The organism is Sphingosinicella humi (assembly GCF_003129465.1).
In the GTDB taxonomy this organism is placed as follows: Bacteria; Pseudomonadota; Alphaproteobacteria; order Sphingomonadales; family Sphingomonadaceae; genus Allosphingosinicella; species Allosphingosinicella humi.
On the sequence record NZ_QFFF01000001.1, the window covers coordinates 44,418 to 69,611 of the forward strand.

Below are 25,194 nucleotides of genomic sequence, written 5' to 3' on the forward strand. Positions count from 1 at the left end.
TGCTCACAGTTTAAGGATTTTGCCCGTAGTGCTCCACCAAGCCGAAGGCCGGACGCGGCCGCGCACGCTGGAAGAAGCTGCCCTGTCGCCCACTCCCACCGCGGACGCCCTGCCGCGCCGCCTTGCCGACTTCGAGACGCTGGGCGAGGCGCTGGATTATGCCGCCAAAGGCGTACGCGGCCTCAACTTCCACGATCCGAGGGGCCGGCTTGCCCGCGCCTTCACGTTCCGCGAGTTGCGCGAGGACGCCATCGTCGCCGCCTACCGGCTGGTGGCGCGGGGCGTGAAACCGGGCGACCGGGTGGCGCTCATCGCCGAAACCGGGCCGGAATTCGCCTCTCTCTTCTTCGGCGCCGTCTATGCCGGTGCCTGGCCCGTGCCGCTGCCGTTGCCGACCTCCTTCGGCGGCAAGGACTCCTATATCGACCAGTTGTCGGTGCAGCTCAAAAGCTCAGATCCCACCCTGCTGCTCTATCCGGCCGAGCTCACCGGGATGGCGGATGCCGCGGCCGCCGCGGTGGCCGTCCAGGCCTGCGACTGGCAAGCGTTTGCGAAGCTCGAGGCGCCGCAGGCGCCCCTGCCCTCCGCCGCCACCGACGACATCGCCTATCTCCAATATTCGAGCGGCTCGACGCGCTTCCCGCATGGCGTCGCGGTCACGCACCGCGCGTTGCTCAACAATCTCGCGGCACACAGCCACGGCATGGAGGTGGTCGACACCGACCGCTGCGTGTCCTGGCTCCCCTGGTACCACGACATGGGCCTGGTCGGCTGCCTGCTCTCGCCCGTCGCCAACCAGGTCTCGACCGACTATCTGAAGACCGAGGATTTCGCTCGCCGCCCGCTCGCCTGGCTCGATCTTATCAGCCGCAACGAGGGCACGACGCTCAGCTATTCGCCGACCTTCGGCTACGACATCTGCGCCCGGCGCATCGGCAGCCAGAGCAAGGTTTCCGAGCGTTTCGACCTGTCGCGCTGGCGGGTGGCCGGGAACGGCGCCGACATGATCCGCCCGGACGTAATGCAGGCCTTCGTCGATGCCTTCGCCGGCGCCGGCTTCAAGGCGACGAGCTTCCTCCCCAGCTACGGCCTCGCCGAGGCGACGCTGGCGGTCTCGATCATGCCGCCCGGCGAGGGGATCGTCGTCGAGCTGGTCGAGGAGACGCAGCTGTCTGGCGGCGTCGCCCATCGCGACCGGCCGCAGCGCTATCGCGCCATCGTCAATTGCGGCAAGCCCGTCCGCGACATGGAAGTCGCGATCCGCGACGAGGAAGGCCAGCGCCTGCCCGAAAAGGCGATCGGCCGGGTCTACGCCTGCGGCCCCTCGATCATGCACAGCTATTTCCGCGACGAGGAAGCGACCCGCGCCTGCCTCGACGCCGACGGTTGGCTCGACACCGGCGACATGGGCTACATGTCCGATGGCTATGTCTACATCGTCGGCCGCGCCAAGGACATGATCATCATCAACGGCAAGAATCACTGGCCGCAGGACATTGAGTGGGCGGTGGAGCAGCTGCCGGGCTTCAAGGCGGGCGACATCGCCGCCTTCTCGATCACCACGCCGGGCGGCGAGGAGACACCGGCGGTGCTCGTCCAGTGTCGTACCTCGGACGCCGAGGAGCGCGAGCGCCTGCGGGACGAAATCCGCGAGCGAGTCCGGGCGATCACCGGCATGCACTGCGTGGTCGAGCTGGTGCCGCCGCGTACCCTGCCGCGCACCAGCTCGGGCAAGCTCTCCCGCGCCAAGGCGCGCAACCTCTACCTCTCCGGCGAAATCCAGCCCTACGACATCGCCGCCTGACCCTTGCGCTCCCCCTTGCGCGCGGTTAAGGGGCGGGTCTCCGGCTCTAGGAGTGTAGCTCAGCTGGTAGAGCATCGGTCTCCAAAACCGAGGGCCGGGGGTTCGAATCCCTCCACTCCTGCCATTCCCGCCGCGTATCGGAAGCCCGGCCGCCCTTCTCCAGGAAGGCGTGTCGGGCTCCCGACGAAAAAGCTGGGAAATTCGAGCCGAGGGACTATGTGAAGGTCAGGCCGGCGCCGGAAACGGAAGGGCGGCATGGCCTCCTTTATGATGTTTGAAAGAGGGCGGAGCGCGTGGCGAAAGTCAGTCCCGGTGAATTTCTAAAGCAGGTCAAGACGGAGACCGCCAAGGTCGTCTGGCCCTCGCGCAAGGAGACGGTCACCACCGCCATCATGGTGCTGATCATGACGGCCTTGCTCGCCCTCTTCTTCTTCGGCGTCGATTCGGCCTTCAGCGCGATCGTGCAGGCGCTGCTCGGCCTCTTGAGCTAGACAGGCCTCCCCCCGGCCCTCCTCCGCGGACGGGCGAGGGAGAGACCAAGGAAACAGGATAGACGATGTCTCGCTGGTATATCATCCACGCTTATTCGGGCTTCGAGAACAAGGTGCGCGACGCCATCATGGCGGAAGCGACGCGGCTCGGCCTCGAGCAGCTTGTCGAGGCCGTCGAGGTCCCCACCGAGAAGGTGACCGAGGTCCGCCGCGGCAAGAAGGTGACGAGCGACCGCAAATTCTTCCCGGGCTACGTGCTCGCCAAGCTCGACATGAACGACCAGGTCTATCACCTGGTGAAGAACACGCCGAAGGTGACGGGCTTCCTGGGCTCCTCGGGCAAGCCGCAGCCGATCAGCGAAGCCGAGGCCGCGCGCATCCTCCACACCAAGGACGAAGCCGCCGCCGCCGCGCCGAAGCAGAAGATCAATGTCGACTATGAGATCGGCGACAATGTGAAGGTGCTGGAAGGCCCGTTCGCGAGCTTCAACGGCATCGTCGAGGAGCTGGATTTCGACCGCGGCCGCGTCAAGGTCGGCGTCTCCATCTTCGGCCGCGCCACCCCGGTCGAGCTGGAATTCGAACAGGTAGAGCTGGTCAAATAGGCATTTGAGCAACTCGTGTCCCGGCGGAAGCCGGGATCCGGGAACACCACGGTGAATAGTTGGGGCGGCGACGCCTCGTCCTCACGGCGAACTCTGTGTTCTTGGGCCCCGGCGTCCGCCGGGGTGACGTTTAGGGACGCGCAGAACGGCCGAGCGAGACATTTCGGCGTCATCCCGGCGGGAGCCGGGATCCAGGAACACCGCGGTGAATATGTAGGGCGTCGACGCCTCATCCTGACGACAAAACCCGTGTTCTTGGGCCCCGGCTTTCGCCGGGGTGACGTGCAAGGTTACAGCAGGACCGGGGCAGACGCTCAGCGCCCTCCCCCCTATTTCCGCGCCAGCTTCCGCCGCATGTGTTCGAGGCGCCAGCCGCCGAACAGGGCGCGTTTGGGGTCGTGGGGCGGCTTGTTGGGGTCGGCGCGGCTCCAGCCGGTGACGAGGTGCAGCGGCGGCAGCTGGGGCGCGGGCGGCTCGTCCTCGAAGCGCCAGTCGCCGCTCTCCTCGTAGCGCGCCGCCCGCCGCACCGCCGCGTCCTCGGCGCCGCGCCTCCTCTCCGCCGTCCACATGGTCATCAGGCGCAGCCGCAACGTCTCGTCCGATTCGCCGCGCCGCCGCCGCCGGTGCGGCTTCTCCCACATCTGGCGCACGCTCTTTTCGTGAAGGAAGAGGAGCTGCAGCGCCTGGTGCGGGGTCATCGGCGGGATGGGCAGGGGCTCGCTTTCCCGCCAATCGTCATCTTCATGGCTGTCCGGCAGCCCGGCCGCCAGCAACGCTGCTTCGAGCCGGTCGTAGCCCATCTGGAGCGCCAGCCGCATCTCGCGCGCGAAGGCGCGGCTTTCCCGGGCCCGGGCGTAGAAGCTCGAATGGGCGAACCCCGCCGCGGCGGCGGCCAGCCGGACGTTGGCGCTGGCGGCAAGCGCCCGGAGGAAGGCCTGCTCGGCCGCCTTGGTCATCCGGCCGGGCGGCGCCAGGCGGAGCTGCAGGCGGCCGGATCGGGTGCGGACGATGGTGGGTTCGCCGCCCTCTGTCTTAAGGGACAGGCCCTCCCCCGGCCCCTCCCGTGAACGGGAGGGGAGAATGGGGTCAGGCGGCCTTGTCCCTCCGGCGAGGTGGAAACGGGCATGGGCGGCGGCGAGCGCGGCCTCCCAGCGCTGGGCGAATGCGGCGTCCCTGGCGCGGCGCTTGGTGAAAGTGGAGCGATTATAGCCAAGCTGCCGCGCGGCCAGTCGCGCATTGCCGGTCTGGGCGAGGACTTCGAGGAAACACGCGTTCTGGAGCGCCTGGCGACGGGTGAAGGGGCGAGCCCCTTCGGCTGAGCTCGGGACGGGCATCCCCATTGTAACGCAGACGAAATCCTATTTTGCAAGCCCATGAGGGCGCCGCGCCCTGCTAATCCGATCGTCCCATTCAGCTTTGCTCTTCACTAGAGCTCGTTCAGCCGCCAAGGTGGCGATGGGGGAGTAGTCAATGCGTCTCGGTTGGAACGAAATAAGGATAAGGGCGCGCGAGTTTTCGCGGCGCTGGAAGGACGCCCATTACGAAAAGGGCGAGACCCAGACCTTCTACAATGAATTCTTCCAGATCTTCGGCATCGACCGCAAGAAGGTCGCCATCTTCGAGCGTAAGATCCAGATGATCGACGCCAACAAGCGCGGCTTCATCGATCTCTTCTGGCCCAGCGTGCTGCTCGTCGAGCAGAAAAGCGCCGGCCGCGACCTGTTCAAGGCGGAAGGCCAGGCGCTCGATTACGTCCTCGGCCTGCGCGATCGCGAAGTGCCCCGTTTCGTCCTCACCTGCGATTTCCAGCGCTTCCGCCTGCTCGAACTGGAAACACGCCGGGAGGTCGCCTTCACGCTCCCGGAGCTGCACAAGAACGTCGAGGCCTTCGCCTTCATGCTGGGTGTTGAGCGGCGCCATTATGGGAAGCAGACGGCCGTCAACATCAAGGCCGCCGAGTTGCTCGGCACGCTGCACGATGCGCTGGAGGCAAAGGGCTACAAGGGAGTCGAGCTGGAGCGGCTGATGGTCCGGCTTCTCTTCTGCCTCTTCGCCGACGATACCGGCATATTCGAGAGCAAGGACGACTTCCTCTATTTGATCGAGGAGCGCACCGACGAGGACGGCGGCAATGTCGGCCGCGTGCTGATGCACCTGTTCGAAATGCTAGATACGCCGGTCAGCGAGCGGCTAGAAGGCGACGACCCCGAATTCGCCAAGTTTCCCTACGTCAACGGCGACCTCTTCAAAGGGAGGCTGCGCACCCCCGTCTTCGACGCGCAAATGCGGGACGACCTGCTAACTGCCGCGAAGTTCGACTGGGGAAAGGTCAGTCCGGCGATCTTCGGCTCGCTGTTCCAGTCGGTGATGGACAAGGACGAAAGGCGGAAAAAGGGCGCGCACTACACGACCGAGCCCAATATCATGAAGCTGATCGGGCCCTTGTTCCTCGACGATCTTCGAGAGGAGCTGGACCGTTTGAAGGCTCGGCGCGACGGCGGCAGGCGGGCGGCGTTGCTCGCCTTTCAGGAGAAGCTCGGCAGCCTCAACTTCTTCGACCCGGCCTGCGGGTGCGGCAACTTCCTCGTCGTCACCTATCGCGAGCTGCGCCGGATGGAGCAGGAGGCGCTGGAGCAGATTTACGACCCCAACAGCCCGATGATGCTGGAGGTCGAAGCCTTGAGCATCATCAGCGTCGACCAATTCCACGGCATCGAGCTGGAGGAGTTTCCCGCCCACATCGCCGAAGTCGCGATGTGGATGACCGAGCATCTCGCCAACATCGAGCTGGGCCGGACGTTCGGAAAGGTGTTCGCCGACATTCCGCTCAAGGACAGCGCCAATATCGTTCACGGCGATGCGCTAGCGATCGATTGGGACGATGTCCTTCCACACCAGCAATGTTTCGCGGTGATGGGCAATCCGCCGTTTGTCGGCGCGAAATATCAGTCGCCGGAGCAGCGGGCGCAGGTGCGGGAGCTGGCGGCGCTCGGTAAATCGGGCGGGACATTGGATTATGTGGCGGCTTGGTTCCTCAAGGCCGGTGCCTACATCGCCAAGGGGCCGACCCGGATCGGCTTTGTCGCCACCAATTCGATCACCCAGGGTGAGCAGGTGGCGCAGCTCTGGCCGATTTTGTTCGACCGGTACGGCCTAGAGATCGACTTCGCCCACCGCACCTTCGCGTGGGGATCGGATGCCCGTGGCAAGGCGCACGTCCATGTCGTGATCGTCGGCCTTTCTCATCGTGATCACGAACGGCGGGAGAAAAGGCTGTTCAGCTACGACGACATCAACGGGGAACCGGACGAGAGCCGCCATCCGGCACTCACCGCCTATCTGTTCGGTGCGGAGAATGTGGCCAACCGTCATCTGGTGGTCAAGGAAGAGGCGCGGCCGCTCAGTGGTTCACCAAGGCTCAGGACCGGCGTCCAGATGATCGATAACGGAATCCTGACGTTCACGCACGCTGAGAAGCGGGCATTTCTTGAGACAGAACCGGAGGCGGCACCGCTCTTCCGAGAGTTCCTAGGCGGCGAGGAGTATATCAACGGTTTTACGCGCTCGATCCTCTACCTCGCCGATGCGGATCCTGCATTACTGAGGCGTCTGCCTCAGGTCACAGAAAGGATGCGGCAGCTTCGGGAATACCGTGCCGCAAGCCGGAGGGCTTCGACGGTCGCGATGGCCACCTTTCCGACGAAGCTTGGCGTCGATGAACGGTTAGGCGCGGACTACCTAGTTATTCCGAACACGAGTTCTGAACGGCGCGAATATGTCCCGATCGGATGGCTTGGTCCGGATGTAATCGCAAACCAGAAGCTGCGTATTCTCCCCAATGCCGATCTTTGGGAATTCGGCGTCCTTACGAGCCGAATGCATATGGCATGGATGCGGGCAATTACTGGACGAATGAAATCCGATTACATGTACTCCGTCGGCATTGTATACAACACCTACCCTTGGCCCGAAACAGCCGATGCGCAAAAGGTTGAGGTCGAGAAGCTCGCCCAAGCAGTGCTCGCCGCGAGGGCAGAATGGCCGACCAGTTCGCTCGCCGACCTCTACGATCCCGACACCATGCCCGCCAATCTCAGAAAGGCCCATGCCGCGCTCGATGCGGCGGTGGACCGACTCTACCGCCGCAAGCCTTTCGACAGCGACCGCGACCGGGTGGAGCATCTGTTCGGGCTTTACGAAGCCCTCGTGGACCCGCTCCGGCACGAAGGCGTGAAGCAGGTGAAGCGGGTCGAACGCCTGAAAAGGCGCAAAGAGCAGGCTGCGGAGAAGCGCGCGTGACGACATCCCTCCCCAAATATGACGATTTCATGCTGCCGACGCTGAAGGCGCTCCACGCGCTCGGCGGCTCTGCTTCGATCGAGGAAATCCAAGATCGCCTCGTCTCCGACATGGGGCTGACGCCGGAACAGATGGAAGCCGCTTATCCGAAAAGCGGAGCGCTGATCGCGCCGGATCGGATGTCCTGGGCGCGCAGCTACCTGAAGATCGCCGGTCTCCTCAAGAGAGCCGGAAAAGGCATCTGGGTGCTCACCGATCAGGGGCGCGAAGCGACGGGCATGACGCCGGCGCAGCTCAAGGCGCATGTCAAGAAGCTGAGCGCACCCCATCACGCCTCGGTGGTGGCAAGACGCAAACAGGCGCGCGCGGGCGAAGCATCGATCGACAACGTCGAGGAGGAGACGGAACAGGAGGATGTCTGGGCCGATCAGCTGCTGGCGAAGGTCCAATCGATCGAACCCGCCGCCTTTGAGCGACTTGCCCAACGTATCCTGCGCGAGAGCGGATTCACGCGCGTTGAAGTGACCGGCAAGTCCGGGGATGGCGGGATCGACGGACACGGCGTGTTGCGGGTGAACCTGATCTCCTTTCAGGTCCTGTTTCAGTGCAAGCGCTACAAGGGCTCCGTTTCGGCCGGCACCGTGCGCGACTTTCGAGGAGCGATGCAAGGACGCGCGGACAAGGGTCTCATCATCACCACCGGCACCTTCACGCCCGACGCGCGCCGCGAAGCCACGCGGGACGGTGCCCCAGCGATCGATCTGATCGACGGCGAAGCACTGACCGATCTCCTGAAGTCACTCAAGTTGGGCGTTCGTGTCGAGCAGGTGATCACCGAGCGAGTGACGGTGGAGGAGGACTTCTTCGACGAAATCTGACGGAGTAAATGTGTCCACTCCCCACCCGATTGGAACCGCGCGCCCTCCCCTCCTATATTCCCTTTAGAACGCGAAGGTTTGAAGGAGTTGGCCATGGCCGGCGGGTGGACGCGGGATGGGGCGGTGCAGGAGCAGATCGACGACAGCGTCACCGACGCCGTGCTCGCCGCGCGCGCCGCGCTGGCGGCTGGCGGCGGATCGGAATATTGCGAGGTGTGCGGCGAGGCCATCCCCGAAGCGCGGCGGCGGGCGCTGCCGGGAGCGCGGACCTGCGTGTCCTGCCAGGCGGAACGGGACGGGCGGCGGGTGAGCGCCGGCATCAATCGGCGCGGGAGCAAGGACAGCCAGCTTCGCTAGGGTGCTCGCCGGACCCTGTTGCGCGGGGGCTGGATTGCTTCGTCGCAAGCTCCTCGCAATGACGGGGGCGGGAAGCGTTTGCGCTGCGCGGCGGCTTACGCTAAAGGCGCGCGCTTCCAAGCATGAGCATGGAATCGGGACCCCGGCGATCAGGTCCCATCAAAGTAGTACTTTGATGGGCTCCCTCAACGGGGAACGGAAGTGCGGGAGGCCTGTCTTGCTCGTTGAGCTCCGCAGGCCGTCTGGACCGCTAAACTTGAACCCGGGCCAAAGTACCCCTTCGGTCCGACCTACAGAGTGAGAGACAATGGCTAAGAAGATTACGGGCTATATCAAGCTCCAGGTGCCCGCGGGCGCCGCCAATCCTTCGCCGCCGATCGGCCCGGCCCTGGGTCAGCGCGGCGTCAACATCATGGAATTCTGCAAGGCCTTCAATGCCGCCACCGGCGACATGGAAAAGGCGATGCCGATCCCGACCATCATCACCGTCTATGCGGACCGCAGCTTCTCGTTCGAGACGAAGACGCCGCCGGCGACCTTCCTCCTGAAGAAGGCCGCGAAGCTCAAGTCCGGCTCCAAGGAGCCCGGCAAGGCTTCGGCCGGCACGATCAAGCGCTCGCAGCTGCGCGAGATCGCCGAGACTAAGATGAAGGATCTGAACGCGAACGATCTCGACTCCGCGACCAAGATCATCGAAGGCAGCGCCCTCTCGATGGGCCTCGAAGTGGTGGAGGGCTAAACGATGGCTAAGCTCACGAAGAAGCAGAAGACGCTCGCCGAGACGATCGACCGCGAGAAGCTGCACGGCGTCGACGAAGCGATCGGCGTCATCAAGGCCAACGCCACGGCCAAGTTCGACGAGACGGTCGAGATCGCGCTGAACCTCGGCGTCGACCCGCGCCACGCCGACCAGATGGTCCGCGGCGTCGTCACCCTGCCCGCCGGCACCGGCAAGGACGTTCGCGTCGCCGTGTTCGCGCGCGGCGACAAGGCCGAGGAAGCCAAGAAGGCGGGCGCGGACGTGGTCGGCGCGGAAGACCTGATGGAGACCATCCAGGGCGGCACCATCGACTTCGACCGCGTCATCGCGACGCCGGACATGATGGGCATCGTCGGCCGCCTCGGCAAGGTGCTCGGCCCCAAGGGCCTGATGCCGAACCCGAAGCTCGGCACCGTCACCCCGAACGTCACCGAAGCCGTCAAGGCGGCCAAGGGCGGCCAGGTCGAGTTCCGCGTCGAGAAGGCCGGCATCATCCATTCCGGCATCGGCAAGGCGAGCTTCTCCGAAGCCGACCTTCGCAAGAATTTCGACGCGTTCGTCGACGCGATCGTCAAGGCGAAGCCGGCCGGCGCCAAGGGCAAATATGTGAAGAAGGTGGCGCTCAGCTCCTCGATGGGGCCGGGCATCAAGGTCGACGTGGCGGAAGTCGCGGCGGCGTAACATGCGGTGTCCCGGCGAAATCCGGGACCCACGTCTGGACACCGGCTTGCGCCGGTGGACGAGGAGGCCGGGGCCGACGCTCCGGCCTTTCCTTTTGGCGGCGCTGCAACCCTGATGCCGCCGCGTCGTTCCTAGTCCGACCAGACAGGAAGAGACGCATGAAGCACGCCCCTTACCTCATCGCCCTCATCGCCCTTGCCGCCTGCGGCGGCGACAATCGCGCGGAGAACACCGCCGACCAGCTTGAGGAGGCGGCCGAGCAGAGCACGCCGGCCGCGGAGGCTGTGCTCGAAAATGCAGCGGACCGGATCGAAGCAGGCGTGCCCAATCCGGACGAGACGGCCCAGCAGGCGCTGAACCAGGCGGGCAATGCGCAGATGGGCGGATCGCCGCCCGAAGTCTCGCAGCCGGTCGACGATCCCGGCAACGGCTATTGAGGTGCGTCTGAGCGCCTCCATGTTGACCTTCCCGAGAAAGGCGCTATAGGCGCGGCTTCGCTCGCCCGGCTCGTCCGCGCGAGCATCCGTCCGAGACAGTTGGTGGGGGCGTCGCTCCCTTAATTTCCAGCCTAGACGGGGAAGAGTTTCTGACCGGGCACGCCGCCCGGGTCTGCCTGTCTCATCAGGCCTGCAACCCATCCCCTCGGACAAAAGTACCCGCGTGGCGGACGGTCCGCCGCGCGTATTTTGGAGTAGAGGCATGGATAGAGCTCAAAAGGCCGAAGCCGTCGCCGAGCTGAAGCAGACGTTCAACGAGGTCGCCGTGGTGGTCGTCACCCGCAACCTCGGCCTGACGGTGGCCCAGTCCACCGACCTCAGGACCCGGATGCGCGACGCCGGCGCCAGCTACAAGGTGGCCAAGAACACGCTCACCCTGATTGCCGTCGAGGGCACGACCTACGCCCCGATCAGCGACATGCTGACCGGGCCGACCGCGCTCGCCACCTCCGCCGATCCGGTCGCGGCCGCCAAGGCTGCCGTCGACTTCGCGAAGACCAACCCCAAGTTGGAAATCGTGGGCGGCGCGATGGGCGAGACGCTGCTCGACGTCGACGGCGTGAAGGCGCTCGCCGAGCTTCCGTCGCTCGATGAACTGCGCGCCAAGATCATCGGTCTGGTCAATGCACCGGCCACGAAGATCGCGCAGGTCGTCAACGCGCCGGCGGCCAAGCTGGCCCGCGTGTTCGCCGCTTATGGCGACAAGGAAGCCGCCTAAGCGGGCACCTGAATTCAATACCGTTTGAACTGAACTGACGGGCCGCGTGGCCTACATGGAGACTTAAAATGGCAGACATCAATTCCCTCGTTGACCAGCTCTCCGAGCTGACCGTTCTCGAAGCCGCGGACCTCGCCAAGGCGCTCGAAGAGAAGTGGGGCGTTTCGGCCGCCGCGGCTGTCGCGGTTGCCGGCCCGGCCGCCGGCGGCGCTGGCGCCCCGGCTGCTGAAGAGCAGACCGAGTTCGACGTCATCCTCACCGGCGACGGCGGCAAGAAGATCAACGTGATCAAGGAAGTCCGCGCCATCACCGGCCTGGGTCTCGGCGAAGCCAAGGCGCTCGTCGAAGGCGCTCCGAAGCCGATCAAGGAAGGCGTGAACAAGGCCGAGGCCGAGGAAATCAAGAAGAAGATCGAGGAAGCCGGCGGCACCGTCGAGCTGAAGTAAGCTCGACCGTCCGGCACCGGCTTCGGCCGGTCCAGATCAAGGAAGGGGCGGCTCCCGCGCGGGGCCGCCCCTTTTCTTTTGGCCAATGCATTCGCTAGGTCCGGGCGGTCATGATTCGTCGTCTTGTTGCCGTCCTTTGTGCGCTCCTCGCCCTCCTCGCCCTCCCCCGGACCGCCGCCGCCGAGGCGCTGCCGCGGGTGCGGCTCGAGACGAGCGCCGGGTCCATAGTCATCGAGCTGGAGGCGAAGCGGGCACCGGTCACGGCCGGGAACTTCCTCGCCTATGTCGACGGCAAGAAGTTCGACGGCACCACCTTCTACCGGGCGGCGCGCAACAAGCGGGCGCCCGAATATGGCCTCGTCCAGGGCGGCATCAACCACCGCGTCGTGGGCGCGCTTCTCCCCATCGAGCATGAGCCGACGACGAAGACCGGCCTCCGCCACATCGACGGCACCGTCTCGATGGCCCGCAATGCGCCGGGGACCGCGATGGGCGACTTCTTCATCACCATCGGCAAGGGCGCCTATCTCGACGCCCGCGGCGACTATGCCGGCTATGCCGCCTTCGGGCAGGTGGTGGAGGGGATGGACGTCGTCCGCAAGATCCTCGCCGCCCCCACCTATCCGGGCGGCCGCTCCGAGAACACGATCGGTCAGTCGATCATCAAGCCGATCCGCATCATCCGCGCGCGGCGGGTGGAATAGCGCCCCTTCGATGGCCCGTGCCAATGGCGGAGAAAGACGCTAGATTAACCATGAAGGCCGGCGGGGGGTGACGGATGACGAGGGGGACGGCGCGCGAGCGGGGGGCGGAGCCGGCGAGCGGCGAGGCCGCAGCGGCCGACGCGTTCGAGGCTCAGTCGCGGCTGATCCACGACCAGGCCGAGACCATCGCCCATTATCGGAAGATGTACGACCGCTCCTCGGCGCTGGCCAGGATCGGGGTGTGGGAGTGCGATCTCGCCACCGAGGCGCTGATCTGGACCGACGGCGTCTACGACCTGTTCGATCTTCCCCGCGGCTCGCCGCTGGTGCGCTCCAAGATCGTCGAGATGTACGAGGCCGGCTCGCGGCGGGAGATGGAGCGGCTCCGCGCCGCGGCCATCCGCGACGGGACGGGCTTCGCGCTCGACGTCCATATCCGGACGGCGGGGGGCGAGCCGCGCTGGCTGCGGCTCACCGTCGACGTGGAGCAGGAGGATGGCCGCCCGGTCCGCATCTTCGGGACCAAGCAGGACATCACCGAGCAGAAGGCGGCCGAGGAGAAGGTGCGCGCGCTCCAGGCCGAGCTGATCCAGGCTTCGCGGCGGAGCGCGATGGGGGCCATGGCCTCGACCCTGGCGCACGAGCTCAACCAGCCGCTCGCCGCCATCGGCAACTTCGTCGCCGGCGCGCGGCGGATGCTGGAGCGGCCGGAGCCCGACAGGCTGATGCTGGAGCGCGGCCTCGCCTCGATCGAGCAATGCGCCCAGCGGGCCGCCAACATCATCCGCAGCCTGCGCGCGATGAGCGGCGACGAGGCCCGGCGCGAGCGTCTCGGCGTCAACGGCCTGATCCGGGAAGCCGTCTCGCTCGCCGTTGCCGGAAGCGGCGACGGCGCCGCGGTCCGCTACGAACTGGCGGACGACGCGGCGGTTTCGGTCGACCCGGTGCAGATCCAGCAGGTCTTTATCGCGCTCGTCAAGAACGCCGCCGAGGCGGTACGCCCCCTCGCCCGGCGAGAGATCGTCATTTCATCGTCGCTGACCGAAGAGGTCGTCGTCATCCGGGTCGAGGACAATGGGCCGGGCCTGCCGCCGTACGCGCCGAAGGCGCTGTTCGACTCCCGCGCGTCGTCCAAGCCCGACGGCATGGGCATCGGCCTCCCCGTCAGCCGGACCATCGTCGAAGCCCATGGCGGCAAGATCGCGGCCTCGAACCGGGCGGCGGGCGGCGCCCGCTTCGACGTCACGCTGCCGTTGGCGGCAATCGACGATGACGGGCATTGACGCTGACGCCTCTCGCCCCTATATCGCGCACCTCACCACAGTCATTCGGAACAGGTTCCGCCGTCGCGCAGCGGGGTCAACGCATTGATCGGCTGGGGTTTCTTAGACGCTGAAGCTGCGGTCTCCAAGCTCGAGACTCGCGGCTTTTTGCGTTTGTGGCGCACCTGAATCAGGGCCCTGGCGGAGATTTTTCTCCGCGGGACAGGCAGACGAGGCGAATTTATACATGGCGACCAAGGCAGCTCCGGCGACGGAACTTCGTTCCACCGCGTCCAAGCGTATCCGCAAGATTTTCGGCAACATCCACGAAGTCAGCGAAATGCCGAACCTCATCGAGGTTCAGCGCGAGAGCTATGAGCAGTTCCTTCGCTCGCGGCCGCAGGACGGCTATGTGTCGGGCCTCGAAAAGACGCTTCGTTCGGTCTTTCCGATCCGCGATTTCGCCGGCACCGCCGAGCTGGATTTCGTCCATTACGAGCTGGAAGAGCCGAAATACGACACCGACGAGTGCCGCCAGCGGGGCATGACCTACGCCGCGCCGATGCGCGTCACCCTGCGTCTCATCGTGTTCGAGGTCGATCCCGACACCGAGACCCGCTCCGTGCTCGATATCAAGGAGCAGGACGTCTACATGGGCGACATGCCGCTGATGACGAAGAACGGCACGTTCATCGTCAACGGCACGGAGCGCGTCATCGTCAGCCAGATGCACCGTTCGCCGGGTGTGCTGTTCGACCATGACCGCGGCAAGACCCACGCCTCGGGCAAATATCTCTTCGCCGCGCGGGTGATCCCGTATCGCGGTTCCTGGCTCGACTTCGAGTTCGACGCCAAGGACATCGTCAACGTCCGCATCGACCGCAAGCGCAAGCTGCCGGTGACGGCGCTCCTCCACGCGCTCGACATGACGAGCGAGGAGATCCTCACCACCTTCTACAACACCGTGACCTGGACGCGCGGCAAGGACGGCTGGCAGATCCCGTTCGTCGCCGAGACCTGGCGCGGCCAGAAGCCGACGTTCGACATCGCCGACGCCAAGTCCGGCGAGGTCGTGTTCCCCGCCGGCCAGAAGATCACCCCGCGCGCGGCCAATAAGGCGGCCAAGGACGGCCTCGAGAACCTCCTCATCCCGACCGAGGAGATTTTCGGCCGCTACAGCGCCTACGACCTCATCAACGAGAAGACCGGCGAGATCTATATCGAGGCCGGCGACGAGGTGAGCCCCGAGAACCTCGAGAAGCTCGACAAGGCCGGCATCGACCGCCTCGAGCTGCTCGACATCGATCACGTCAACACCGGCGCCTGGATCCGCAACACGTTGAAGGCCGACAAGGCCGAGGACCGCGATCAGGCCCTCTCCGACATCTATCGCGTTATGCGCCCCGGCGAGCCGCCGACCCGCGAGACCGCCGATGCGCTGTTCGCCGGCCTGTTCTTCGATCCGGAGCGCTACGATCTTTCGGCCGTCGGCCGCGTCAAGCTCAACATGCGCCTCGACCTCGACGTCGAGGACACGGTGACGACGCTCCGCAAGGAAGACATCATCGCCGTCGTGAAGACCCTCGTCGACCTCAAGGACGGCAAGGGCGAGATCGACGACATCGACAATCTCGGAAACCGCCGCGTCCGCTCGGTCGGCGAGCTGCTCGAGAACCAGTATCGCGTCGGCCTGCTCCGCATGGAGCGCGCCGTGAAGGAGCGCATGAGCTCGGTCGACGTGTCGACCGTGATGCCGAACGACCTCATCAACGCCAAGCCGGCCGTGGCCGCCGTGCGCGAGTTCTTCGGCTCCTCGCAGCTCTCGCAGTTCATGGACCAGACCAACCCGCTCTCCGAAGTGACGCACAAGCGTCGCGTCTCGGCGCTCGGGCCGGGCGGCCTCACCCGCGAGCGCGCGGGCTTCGAGGTGCGCGACGTCCACCCGACCCACTATGGCCGCATCTGCCCGATCGAAACGCCCGAAGGCCCGAATATCGGCCTCATCAACTCGCTGGCCTCGTTCAGCCGCGTGAACAAATACGGCTTCATCGAGACGCCGTACCGCAAGGTGGTCGACGGCAAGGTGACCGACGAGGTCATCTATCTCTCGGCCATGGAAGAAGCGAAGCACACTATCGCCCAGGCGAACGCGGAGCTCAACGAGGATGGCACCTTCGCCGAGGAAATCGTCTCCAGCCGCCAGGCAGGCGAGTTCCTGATGGCTCAGCGCGAGTTGATCACCCTAATGGACGTGTCGCCGAAGCAGCTCGTTTCGGTCGCCGCGTCGCTCATCCCGTTCCTGGAGAATGACGACGCCAACCGCGCCCTCATGGGCTCGAACATGCAGCGTCAGGCCGTGCCGCTGGTGCGCGCCGAGGCGCCGTTCGTCGGCACCGGCATGGAGGAGACGGTCGCGCGCGATTCCGGCGCCGCCATCGCCGCCCGTCGCTCGGGCATCGTCGACCAGGTCGACGCGACTCGTATCGTCGTCCGCGCCACCGGCGAGGTGAAGCCCGGCGAATCCGGCGTCGACATCTACACGCTGATGAAGTTCCAGCGCTCCAACCAGAACACCTGCATCAACCAGCGCCCGCTGGTGAAGGTGGGCGACGTGGTGAGCGAAGGCGACGTCATCGCCGACGGCCCCTCGACCGAAATGGGCGAGCTGGCGCTGGGCCGGAACGTGCTCGTCGCGTTCATGCCCTGGAACGGCTATAACTATGAGGACTCCATCCTCATCTCCGAGCGGATCGTGAAGGACGACGTCTTCACCTCGATCCACATCGAGGAGTTCGAGGTCATGGCCCGCGACACCAAGCTCGGGCCGGAGGACATCACCCGCGACATCCCGAACGTCGGCGAGGAAGCGCTCCGCAACCTCGACGAGGCCGGCATCGTCTATATCGGCGCCGAAGTGGAGCCGGGCGACATCCTGTGCGGCAAGATCACGCCGAAGGGCGAAAGCCCGATGACGCCGGAGGAAAAGCTGCTCCGCGCCATCTTCGGCGAGAAGGCGTCCGACGTGCGCGACACATCGCTCCGCCTGCCGCCGGGCGTGGCCGGCACGGTGGTCGAGGTCCGGGTGTTCAACCGCCACGGCATCGACATCGACGACCGCACCCGCGCCATCCAGACCGAGGAGAAGGATCGCCTGAGGAAGGACGCCGAAGACGAGCGCACCATCCTGAAGCGCGCCACCTACTCGCGCCTGCAGGAGATGCTGCTCGGCCAGACGGCGACCGCCGCGCCCAAGGGCGTCAAGAAGGGCAGCGAGATCGACCAGCCGCTGCTCGACAGCGTCGAGAAGCATGAATGGTGGAAGTTCGCGGTCAAGGACGACAATGTCCAGGCCGACCTCGAAGCCGTGAAGGCCCAGTATGACGAGGCCGAGGGCGCCATCCGCGCGCGCCTGGAGGACCGCATCGAGAAGCTGGAGCGGGGCGACGAGCTGCCGCCGGGCGTCCTGAAGATGGTCAAGGTGTTCGTCGCGGTGAAGCGCAAGCTGCAGCCGGGCGACAAGATGGCCGGCCGCCACGGCAACAAGGGCGTCATCAGCCGCATCCTGCCGATCGAGGACATGCCGTTCCTCGAGGACGGGACGCATGCCGATATCGTCCTCAATCCGCTGGGCGTGCCGTCGCGCATGAACGTCGGCCAGATCTTCGAGACCCATCTCGGCTGGGCCGCGCGCGGCCTCGGCAAGCAGATCGGCGAGATGCTGGAGGGCATCCACCAGAAGGGCAAGGACCTCGCCTCCGGCGACGTCAAGGCCATCCGCGGGAAGCTCAAGGACATCTATGGCGAGCATTACGAAGCCGACATCGATGGCCGCGACGACGAGCAGGTGATGGAACTGGCGTCCAACCTGGTGGGCGGCGTGCCGATGGGCACTCCGGTGTTCGACGGCGCCCGCGAGGCGGACGTTTCGGCGATGCTGGCCAAGGCCGGCCTCGACGAGAGCGGCCAGGTGACCCTCTTCGACGGCCGCACCGGCGAGCCGTTCGATCGCAAGGTGACGGTGGGCTACATCTACATGCTGAAGCTGCACCACCTCGTGGACGACAAGATCCACGCGCGTTCGATCGGGCCGTACAGCCTCGTCACCCAGCAGCCGCTGGGCGGCAAGGCGCAGTTCGGCGGCCAGCGCTTCGGCGAGATGGAGGTCTGGGCGCTCCAGGCCTACGGCGCCGCCTACACCCTGCAGGAGATGCTGACGGTGAAGTCGGACGACGTGATCGGCCGCACCAAGGTCTACGAGGCGATCGTCAAGGGCGACGACACGTTCGAGGCCGGCATTCCGGAGAGCTTCAACGTGCTCGTCAAGGAAATGCGGTCGCTCGGCCTCAACGTCGAGCTCAACAGCATTTCCGACGAGGACGAGAGCGAGCCGCCGGCGCTGGCGGCGGAGTGAGCGAGCGGGGCGCTGGGAAGCGCCCCCTCACCTTCCGCCCGATTTTGAGATTTCTCCCTGAAGGGAAAATGTGATGAATGAACTGACCAACTTCGCCAATCCGATGGCCTCCAAGCCGGAGACGTTCGACCAGATCCAGATCGGCATCGCCTCGCCGGAGCGCATCCGCTCGTGGTCGTTCGGCGAGATCAAGAAGCCCGAGACCATCAACTACCGCACGTTCAAGCCCGAGCGTGACGGCCTGTTCTGCGCGCGCATCTTTGGTCCGATCAAGGACTATGAGTGCCTGTGCGGCAAGTACAAGCGCATGAAATACAAGGGCATCGTCTGCGAGAAGTGCGGCGTCGAGGTCACCGTCTCGAAGGTCCGCCGCGAGCGGATGGGCCATATCGAGCTCGCCGCCCCGGTCGCGCACATCTGGTTCCTGAAGTCGCTGCCGAGCCGCATCGGCCTGCTGCTCGACATGCAGCTGAAGCAGCTCGAGCGCGTCCTCTATTTCGAAGCCTATATCGTCATCGAGCCGGGCCTGACGCCGCTGGAGAAGTTCCAGCTCCTCACCGAGGACGAGCTGCTGGAAGCGCAGGACGAATATGGCGAGGACGCCTTCTCCGCCGGCATCGGCGCCGAGGCGGTCCGCGTCATGCTCGAGAATCTCGACCTCGAGGGCGAGAAGGAAGAGCTGCTGAAGGAGCTGGCCGAGACCAAGTCGGAGCTGAAGCCCAAGAAGATCATCAAGCGCCTCAAGGTCGTCGAGAGCTTCCTTGAATCCGGCAACCGTCCGGAGTGGATGATCCTCGAAGTCATTCCGGTGATCCCGCCCGAGCTGCGCCCGCTGGTCCCGCTCGACGGCGGCCGCTTCGCGACGTCGGACCTGAACGACCTCTATCGCCGCGTCATCAACCGCAACAACCGCCTGAAGCGCCTGATGGAGCTGCGCGCACCGGACATCATCGTCCGCAACGAAAAGCGCATGCTGCAGGAGTCGGTCGACGCGCTGTTCGACAACGGCCGCCGCGGCCGCACCATAACCGGCGCCAACAAGCGTCCGCTGAAGTCGCTCAGCGACATGCTCAAGGGCAAGCAGGGCCGCTTCCGCCAGAACCTGCTGGGCAAGCGCGTCGACTATTCGGGCCGTTCGGTCATCGTCACCGGTCCGGAGCTGAAGCTCCACCAGTGCGGCCTGCCGAAGAAGATGGCCTTGGAGCTGTTCAAGCCGTTCATCTACTCGCGCCTCGACGCCAAGGGCCTCTCCATGACCCTGAAGCAGGCGAAGAAGTGGGTCGAGAAGGAGCGCAAGGAAGTCTGGGACATCCTCGACGAGGTGATCCGCGAGCATCCGGTGCTGCTGAACCGCGCGCCGACGCTCCACCGCCTCGGCATCCAGGCGTTCGAGCCGGTGCTGATCGAGGGCAAGGCGATCCAGCTGCACCCGCTGGTCTGCGCCGCGTTCAACGCCGACTTCGACGGCGACCAGATGGCCGTGCACGTGCCGCTGAGCCTCGAGGCTCAGCTCGAAGCGCGCGTCCTGATGATGTCGACCAACAACATCCTCTCGCCCGCCAACGGCAAGCCGATCATCGTGCCCTCGCAGGACATGGTGCTGGGCCTCTATTATCTGTCGATGGAGCGTGAGGGCGAGCCGGGCGAAGGCTCGGTGCTGGCCGACATGGCCGAGGTCCACCAGGCGCTCCACGCCAAGTCGGTGACCCTGCACACGAAGATCGTCAGCCGCGTCCCGCAGACGGACGAGCAGGGCAACACCTACATGAAGCGCTTCGAGACGACCCCGGGCCGCATGCTGCTCGGCGAGACGCTCCCGAAGAGCCACAAGGTGCCGTTCGAGACCGTCAACCGCCTCCTCACCAAGAAGGAGATCGGCGACGTCATCGACACCGTCTACCGCCACACCGGCCAGAAGGAGACGGTGATCTTCGCCGACTCCATCATGGGCCTCGGCTTCCGCCACGCCTTCCAGGCCGGCATCTCGTTCGGCAAGGACGACATGATCATTCCGGCCGAGAAGGAAGGGCTGGTCGAGGAGACGCGCTCGCTCGTGAAGGATTACGAGCAGCAGTATCAGGACGGCCTCATCACCCAGCAGGAAAAGTACAACAAGGTGATCGATGCCTGGAGCCGCTGCGGCGACCAGGTGGCGAACGCCATGATGGAAAAGATCAAGGCCCAGCCCAAGGACGAGAGCGGCCGCATGGCCCCGATCAACTCCATCTACATGATGGCGCATTCGGGTGCCCGTGGTTCGCAGGCGCAGATGAAGCAGCTCGCCGGCATGCGCGGCCTCATGGCCAAGCCGTCGGGCGAGATCATCGAAACGCCGATCATCTCGAACTTCAAGGAAGGCCTGACCGTCCTTGAATATTTCAACTCCACCCACGGCGCCCGCAAGGGTCTGGCCGACACGGCGCTCAAGACGGCGAACTCGGGTTACCTCACCCGCCGTCTCGTCGACGTGTCGCAGGACTGCGTGATCGTCGAGGAGGACTGCAAGACCGAAAACGCGCTCGACATGCGCGCGATCGTCCAGGGCGGCGCGATCATCGCTTCGCTCGGCGAGCGCATCCTGGGCCGCACCCCGGCCGAGGACATCGTCGACGACAAGACCGGCGACGTGCTGGCCAAGGAAGGCGAGCTCATCGACGAGGCCGCGGCGCTGCGCATCGACGAGATGGGCATCCAGGCCGTCCGCATCCGCTCGCCGCTCGTCTGCGAGAGCGAGCGCGGCGTCTGCGGCAAATGCTACGGGCGCGATCTCGCCCGCGGCACGCCGGTCAATATCGGCGAAGCGGTCGGCGTCATCGCCGCCCAGTCGATCGGCGAGCCGGGCACGCAGCTGACCATGCGGACCTTCCACATCGGCGGCGCCGCGCAGCTCAACGAGACCTCGAATCTCGAGGCGGCCGTCGACGGCACGATCGAGCTTCGCGACCTGCCGACGATCATGGACTCGCGCGGCCGCCGCGTCGCCATGGCCCGTAACGGCGAGCTGGCGATCCTCGACATGGACGGTCGCGAGCGTGCGACGCACCGCATCCCCTACGGCGCGCACCTGATGGTCGACCACGGCCACATCGTGACCAAGGGCGACCGGATCGCCGAGTGGGATCCGTTCATGATGCCGGTCATCACCGAGAAGGGCGGCACCGTGAAGTTCCAGGACCTGGTCGAGAGCAAGACCTTGACCGAGCAGGTCGACGAAGCGACGGGCATCGCCCAGCGCGTCGTCACGGAATTCCGTGGGTCCGCTCGCTCGAAGGAGGATCTGCGTCCGCGCATCACGCTTCTCGACGAGGAGAGCGGCGAGGCGGCGCGCTACATGCTGGCGCCGGGCGCGATGCTCTCGGTCGAGGACGGTCAGGTGGTGCAGGCCGGTGAAGTGCTCGCCCGCGTCACCCGCGAGGCCGCCAAGACCCGCGACATTACCGGCGGTCTGCCGCGGGTGGCGGAGCTGTTCGAGGCGCGCAAGCCCAAGGAGAATGCGATCATCGCCAAGGTCTCCGGCCGTGTCGTCTTCGGCAAGGACTATAAGGCCAAGCGCAAGATCGGCATCCAGCCGGAGGACGGCGGCGAGTTGGTCGAATATCTGGTGCCGAAGTCGAAGGTCATCGACGTGCAGGAAGGCGACTTCGTGAAGCGCGGCGACAACCTGATCGGCGGCAGCCCCGATCCGCACGACATCCTGGAAGTGCTCGGCGTCGAGGCGCTGGCCGAATATCTCGTCAGCGAGATCCAGGAAGTCTATCGACTGCAGGGCGTGAAGATCAACGACAAGCACATCGAGGTGATCGTTCGCCAGATGCTGCAGAAGGTCGAGATCACCGAGAGCGGCGACACCACGCTTCTCGTCGGCGAGCAGGTCGACCTGGCGGAGATGAACGAGATCAACGCCAAGCTGACGGGCAAGCAGAAGAAGGCGGAAGGCAAGCCGGTGCTCCTGGGCATCACGAAGGCGAGCCTGCAGACCCGCAGCTTCATCTCGGCAGCCTCCTTCCAGGAGACGACCCGGGTGCTGACCGAGGCTTCGGTCCAGGGCAAGATCGACACGCTCGACGGCCTCAAGGAGAATGTCATCGTCGGCCGCCTGATCCCGGCGGGCACCGGCGCCGGCATGCAGCGGATGCGCATCGCCGCCTCCAGCCGCGACGCCGCGCTCCGCGCCCAGCAGCGGAAGCTCCAGGAGGCCCTCATCCTCGCCAACACGGCCGAGGAAGAGCATAAGGCGGAGCTGGCCCAAGGCGCCGAAGCCGCGATCGGCGACGATCCGCTGGCCGAGGTCGCCCCGAGCGGCCACGGTACCGATGCCGACGCCGGCGAGTATCTGCAGGACTGATCCCGGCAGACGCTGAAATGAAGAAGCCCCGCCGGAGCGATCCGGCGGGGCTTTTTTTTGTTTCGGCACGTATATAAACGAGTCATGTTTGATGAACTCCCAACGGAAGCCGTAGTCGCTCGCATCCTACTCGGCGACCTACATTTCGATCTAGTTGAGCGGGTTAGCCGACTTAGGCTGCTAATCGCCCTAGATGCAGATCTTGGCGGAAGCGATGTAATGCTCCCCGGAGGGCATCCGAGTTATCTAGCCTGTACTGAAGCACGAGCTTCATTTGTGGCAGGGTACTTTGTTGCGACGATCGTGCTCTGCCAGGCGCTAGTCGAAAATCTGTTGGGTGCGCATCTCAAGCTTGATGAGAGTTCTCGACCGATCCGCGGCACTGCCCCTTTGGAGAGCGGACCGCTGCGAAAACGGCCATCTCTGAGGGAGATCATCGCAAAATGCGTCGAGGGCGGAGTCATCTCCGCCCAAGAAGCCAGAAATCTAGAGCGACTTGCCGAAATTCGAAATCCGGTCACGCACTTCCGAGATATTAACGATCCGGATCATGTAGAAAGACGCGCAATGGACGAGGGAATTCATCCAATGAATCTCTTCGAGCAAGACGCAAGGTTCGCCATAACCACGATCGTTCGGTTGCTGGCCAATCCCAATTTCGCGATAGGGCGTTCTAGTTAATTGAAGCGTTTCGGCCTTGGCGGTGTTTGCGCCAAAAGGTCGAACTTACAAACTAGAAACTCACCCTGGCGCTCAACCTTATGTCGCGGCCGGCGAGAGGCACGAAATCCTTGGTGAAGGAGGCGTGGCGGCGGGCGTCGACGTCGAAGAGATTGTTGGCCGACAGGATCAGCGAAGTCGGGTTCTCGCGGCCCCAGGGGCGCCAGGCGACGGACGCGTTGACCAGGGTGTGGCTGTCGGTCGGAGTCTCGAAGGCGGAAACCCGTTCCTGGGCGTCCGACCATTCGACCTCGACCCGGCCGTCGACATGGTCCGATTGCGCCTCGAGACCGCCGAGCAGGCGGAGCGGCGGGATGCGCGGCACCGGGCCGCCGTCCTTGATGCTCGCATGGACATAGTCGGCGACGACATCGCCGACGACCTTGAAGCCGCCCGTCTCGAACAGCTCGGCCGAGCCCTGGAGCTCGAAGCCGTAATAGGTGGCGTCGCGCTGGAAATATTGGAAGACGGGAAGCTCGTCCTGCTCCTCGCCGGTCGCCGTCTGGAAGATATAGTCGTCGAACCAGTTGGCGAACAACGTGGCGCTCAGCGAATAATTCGCGGCGTCGTGGCGGACATAGGCCTCGGCGCCCCAGCTCTTTTCCTTGGCGAGATCGGGATTGCCGACCTCGAAGGCCTGGGTTGCGATATGGGGGCCGTTGGAGAACAGCTCCTCGGCGGAGGGCGCGCGTTCGGCGCGGGAGCCGTTGACGCCGATCTTGGTGCCCTGGTTGACGTCGTAGGCTGCGCCGGCGGCGAAGGACCAGGCGTTGAAGCTCCGCTCCAGGCCGAGGGTGGTGACGTCGACGTCGCTATGCTCGAAGCGAGCGGCGCCTTCGATCCCGAGCGGGCCGAAATGCATCTCCTGGAGTGTGAACAGACCGATCTGGCTGCTCTCGTTGGGCGGGACGAAGGCCTCGGCGCCGATCGCCTCGAAATCGCGGCTATAATATTGCGCCCCGGTGACGCCGTGCCAGCCGCCGCGGTCGGCCTGGACCAGCTCGAAGCGGCCTTCCATGCCATTGGTCTTGAAGACCGTGCCGACTTCGCCGCCCTCGAACTCGGTATGCTCGTAATCGGCGGCGGCGAGGCGGAAGCGGATCTTGTCGATGAAATCGCCGCCCGCCTCGATCTCGCCGCGAAGATCGGCGCGAAGCTGCTCGAGACCGATGGTGACGGGAACGTCGCCATGCCCGTGCCCCTCCCCTTCCTCGCCGCCTTCCTCCTCATGGTGATGCCCGGCGCCCGGCCGGGAGGGAACGCCATAGCCCGTGTCGTAATAGCTGACCGAGAAGCCGAGGCTGCCGCCGTCGCGGATGAGGGCTAGGCCGGCGCCGACCGTCTTGGTCTCCGTGGCGGAATTGGGGATGCGCCCCTTGAGGTTCGCCCGCGCGCGCGCTTCCTCCGCCTCCTCGGCATGGCCTTCCGCCGCTTCCTCGGCCGCGATCTCCAGCTGCTCGGCGCGAAGCGCGGGCGATAGGACGAAGCCGCCCACCTCCAGATCGTCGGTTTTGCGGTAGCTTCCGTCGAAATGGGCGACGAGGCTGTCGGTCAGCGGCACATCAAGGGCGGCGCCGAGGCTGCGCTCGTTCGCGGCGGAGCCATAGGCGGCGATGCCGTCGATATGGACGGGCTCGTCCGGCACGCGGCGGGGAATGCGCCGGTCCATGACGTTGACCGCGCCGCCGATCGCCTGGCCGCCGAACAGCAGAACGGCAGGGCCGTGGACGACCTCGATCCGCTCGGCCGTCAGCGGATCGATGGTGACGGCGTGATCGGCCGAGGTGTTGGAGACGTCGATCGAACCGATGCCGTCGGTAAGGACGCGCACGCGCTCCCCCGAGAAGCCGCGCAGCACCGGACGGGAGGCGCCGGGGCTGAAGGAGGTGGCCGACACGCCCGGCAGGCTGGCCAGCGTGTCGCCGATCTGAGGCTTCAGGTCGCGCACGAGATCGGCGCCGGACAGCACCGACTTGCCCGCCAGCAGGTCGACATCCTTGATGCTGTGCCCGGTGACGACGATCATTCCCGGCTGCTCGTCATGGACGTGATCGGTCTGTGCCGCGGCGCGGGCGCCCGTCACCGTTTCGGCCGGCGGCTCGGCTTGCTGGGCCATGGCGGGGACGGCCACGAACGCAGTGGTGGCGAGCAGGTACGCGAACTTAACCATGATGTCTCCCATGAACCGCAGCCCGGTTAAAGGAGACGATACATTG

At 65.4% G+C, this 25,194-nt stretch carries 17 protein-coding genes and 1 tRNA gene; 16 read left to right on the top strand and 2 right to left on the bottom strand.

Annotated elements, in window-relative coordinates:
- Window positions 1-28: 28 nt before the first annotated feature.
- The 4 genes from DF286_RS00290 (at window position 29) to nusG (ending at window position 2,900) form a co-directional block, all read left to right on the top strand.
- Window positions 29-1,804 (top strand): fatty acyl-AMP ligase, encoded by a 1,776-nt coding sequence (locus DF286_RS00290; protein ID WP_243444667.1) that lies wholly within the window; start codon window positions 29-31, stop codon window positions 1,802-1,804.
- 48 nt (window positions 1,805-1,852) lie between these two features.
- A tRNA-Trp gene (locus DF286_RS00295) sits at window positions 1,853-1,928 on the top strand.
- Window positions 1,929-2,097: 169 nt separating this feature from the next.
- Window positions 2,098-2,295, top strand: a complete 198-nt coding sequence (gene secE, locus DF286_RS00300) for a preprotein translocase subunit SecE (protein WP_109269620.1) — start codon at window positions 2,098-2,100, stop codon at window positions 2,293-2,295.
- A 65-nt stretch (window positions 2,296-2,360) separates the two neighbouring features.
- The gene (nusG, locus tag DF286_RS00305; RefSeq protein ID WP_109269621.1) at window positions 2,361-2,900 is read left to right on the top strand and encodes a transcription termination/antitermination protein NusG; all 540 of its coding nucleotides are present in this window, start codon (window positions 2,361-2,363) and stop codon (window positions 2,898-2,900) included.
- A gap of 329 nt (window positions 2,901-3,229) precedes the next feature.
- Here the strand turns inward: nusG and DF286_RS00310 are convergent, their stop codons facing one another.
- The gene (locus DF286_RS00310; RefSeq protein WP_109269622.1) at window positions 3,230-4,240 is read right to left on the bottom strand and encodes a hypothetical protein; all 1,011 of its coding nucleotides are present in this window, start codon (window positions 4,238-4,240) and stop codon (window positions 3,230-3,232) included.
- A 130-nt stretch (window positions 4,241-4,370) separates the two neighbouring features.
- Between DF286_RS00310 and DF286_RS00315 the strand changes: the two genes are divergently transcribed.
- The 12 genes from DF286_RS00315 to rpoC all read left to right on the top strand — a co-directional run bounded on the left by DF286_RS00315 (window position 4,371) and on the right by rpoC (window position 22,258).
- A complete protein-coding gene (locus DF286_RS00315; RefSeq protein WP_207789980.1) occupies window positions 4,371-7,199 on the top strand; it encodes a DNA methyltransferase in 2,829 nt (942 codons plus the stop codon).
- Window positions 7,196-8,077 (top strand): restriction endonuclease, encoded by an 882-nt coding sequence (locus tag DF286_RS00320; protein WP_207789981.1) that lies wholly within the window; start codon window positions 7,196-7,198, stop codon window positions 8,075-8,077. The genes DF286_RS00315 and DF286_RS00320 overlap by 4 nt, the downstream gene beginning before the upstream one ends.
- A gap of 93 nt (window positions 8,078-8,170) precedes the next feature.
- Window positions 8,171-8,434, top strand: a complete 264-nt coding sequence (locus tag DF286_RS00325; RefSeq protein WP_109269623.1) for a DksA/TraR family C4-type zinc finger protein — start codon at window positions 8,171-8,173, stop codon at window positions 8,432-8,434.
- Window positions 8,435-8,741: 307 nt separating this feature from the next.
- On the top strand, window positions 8,742-9,173 hold the full coding sequence (gene rplK / locus DF286_RS00330) for a 50S ribosomal protein L11 (protein WP_109269624.1): 432 nt from the start codon (window positions 8,742-8,744) through the stop codon (window positions 9,171-9,173).
- A 3-nt stretch (window positions 9,174-9,176) separates the two neighbouring features.
- Window positions 9,177-9,875 (top strand): 50S ribosomal protein L1, encoded by a 699-nt coding sequence (gene rplA / locus DF286_RS00335; protein WP_109269625.1) that lies wholly within the window; start codon window positions 9,177-9,179, stop codon window positions 9,873-9,875.
- A gap of 158 nt (window positions 9,876-10,033) precedes the next feature.
- Window positions 10,034-10,312 carry a hypothetical protein gene (locus tag DF286_RS00340; RefSeq protein WP_109269626.1) on the top strand — a complete coding sequence of 93 codons (279 nt, stop codon included), beginning with the start codon at window positions 10,034-10,036 and terminating at the stop codon, window positions 10,310-10,312.
- A gap of 262 nt (window positions 10,313-10,574) precedes the next feature.
- Window positions 10,575-11,090: a 50S ribosomal protein L10 gene (gene rplJ, locus DF286_RS00345; RefSeq protein WP_109269627.1), complete on the top strand. Its 516-nt coding sequence runs from the start codon at window positions 10,575-10,577 to the stop codon at window positions 11,088-11,090.
- A 68-nt stretch (window positions 11,091-11,158) separates the two neighbouring features.
- Entirely contained in the window at window positions 11,159-11,536 is a 378-nt protein-coding gene (gene rplL, locus DF286_RS00350) for a 50S ribosomal protein L7/L12 (RefSeq protein ID WP_109269628.1), read from the top strand.
- A gap of 110 nt (window positions 11,537-11,646) precedes the next feature.
- Window positions 11,647-12,240 carry a peptidylprolyl isomerase gene (locus tag DF286_RS00355; protein ID WP_109269629.1) on the top strand — a complete coding sequence of 198 codons (594 nt, stop codon included), beginning with the start codon at window positions 11,647-11,649 and terminating at the stop codon, window positions 12,238-12,240.
- A 74-nt stretch (window positions 12,241-12,314) separates the two neighbouring features.
- Window positions 12,315-13,523 carry a sensor histidine kinase gene (locus DF286_RS00360; protein ID WP_109269630.1) on the top strand — a complete coding sequence of 403 codons (1,209 nt, stop codon included), beginning with the start codon at window positions 12,315-12,317 and terminating at the stop codon, window positions 13,521-13,523.
- Window positions 13,524-13,749: 226 nt separating this feature from the next.
- Entirely contained in the window at window positions 13,750-17,913 is a 4,164-nt protein-coding gene (gene rpoB, locus DF286_RS00365) for a DNA-directed RNA polymerase subunit beta (RefSeq protein WP_109269631.1), read from the top strand.
- A 73-nt stretch (window positions 17,914-17,986) separates the two neighbouring features.
- A complete protein-coding gene (rpoC, locus tag DF286_RS00370) occupies window positions 17,987-22,258 on the top strand; it encodes a DNA-directed RNA polymerase subunit beta' (RefSeq protein ID WP_109269632.1) in 4,272 nt (1,423 codons plus the stop codon).
- A gap of 733 nt (window positions 22,259-22,991) precedes the next feature.
- Here the strand turns inward: rpoC and DF286_RS00375 are convergent.
- Window positions 22,992-25,148: a TonB-dependent receptor gene (locus tag DF286_RS00375; protein ID WP_243444668.1), complete on the bottom strand. Its 2,157-nt coding sequence runs from the start codon at window positions 25,146-25,148 to the stop codon at window positions 22,992-22,994.
- Window positions 25,149-25,194 lie beyond the last annotated feature (46 nt).

What these genes read in the sequence shown, in the direction of transcription:
- rpoC (WP_109269632.1), top strand. Translation starts at nt 17,987, where the DNA reads ATGAATGAACTGACCAACTTCGCCAATCCGATGGCCTCCAAGCCGGAG.
- DF286_RS00325 (WP_109269623.1), top strand. Translation starts at nt 8,171, where the DNA reads ATGGCCGGCGGGTGGACGCGGGATGGGGCGGTGCAGGAGCAGATCGAC.
- DF286_RS00315 (WP_207789980.1), top strand. Translation starts at nt 4,371, where the DNA reads ATGCGTCTCGGTTGGAACGAAATAAGGATAAGGGCGCGCGAGTTTTCG.
- DF286_RS00310 (WP_109269622.1), bottom strand. Translation starts at nt 4,240, where the DNA reads ATGGGGATGCCCGTCCCGAGCTCAGCCGAAGGGGCTCGCCCCTTCACC.
- rplL (WP_109269628.1), top strand. Translation starts at nt 11,159, where the DNA reads ATGGCAGACATCAATTCCCTCGTTGACCAGCTCTCCGAGCTGACCGTT.
- DF286_RS00355 (WP_109269629.1), top strand. Translation starts at nt 11,647, where the DNA reads ATGATTCGTCGTCTTGTTGCCGTCCTTTGTGCGCTCCTCGCCCTCCTC.
- rpoB (WP_109269631.1), top strand. Translation starts at nt 13,750, where the DNA reads ATGGCGACCAAGGCAGCTCCGGCGACGGAACTTCGTTCCACCGCGTCC.
- rplJ (WP_109269627.1), top strand. Translation starts at nt 10,575, where the DNA reads ATGGATAGAGCTCAAAAGGCCGAAGCCGTCGCCGAGCTGAAGCAGACG.
- nusG (WP_109269621.1), top strand. Translation starts at nt 2,361, where the DNA reads ATGTCTCGCTGGTATATCATCCACGCTTATTCGGGCTTCGAGAACAAG.
- rplA (WP_109269625.1), top strand. Translation starts at nt 9,177, where the DNA reads ATGGCTAAGCTCACGAAGAAGCAGAAGACGCTCGCCGAGACGATCGAC.
- DF286_RS00360 (WP_109269630.1), top strand. Translation starts at nt 12,315, where the DNA reads ATGACGAGGGGGACGGCGCGCGAGCGGGGGGCGGAGCCGGCGAGCGGC.
- DF286_RS00375 (WP_243444668.1), bottom strand. Translation starts at nt 25,148, where the DNA reads ATGGTTAAGTTCGCGTACCTGCTCGCCACCACTGCGTTCGTGGCCGTC.
- DF286_RS00340 (WP_109269626.1), top strand. Translation starts at nt 10,034, where the DNA reads ATGAAGCACGCCCCTTACCTCATCGCCCTCATCGCCCTTGCCGCCTGC.
- rplK (WP_109269624.1), top strand. Translation starts at nt 8,742, where the DNA reads ATGGCTAAGAAGATTACGGGCTATATCAAGCTCCAGGTGCCCGCGGGC.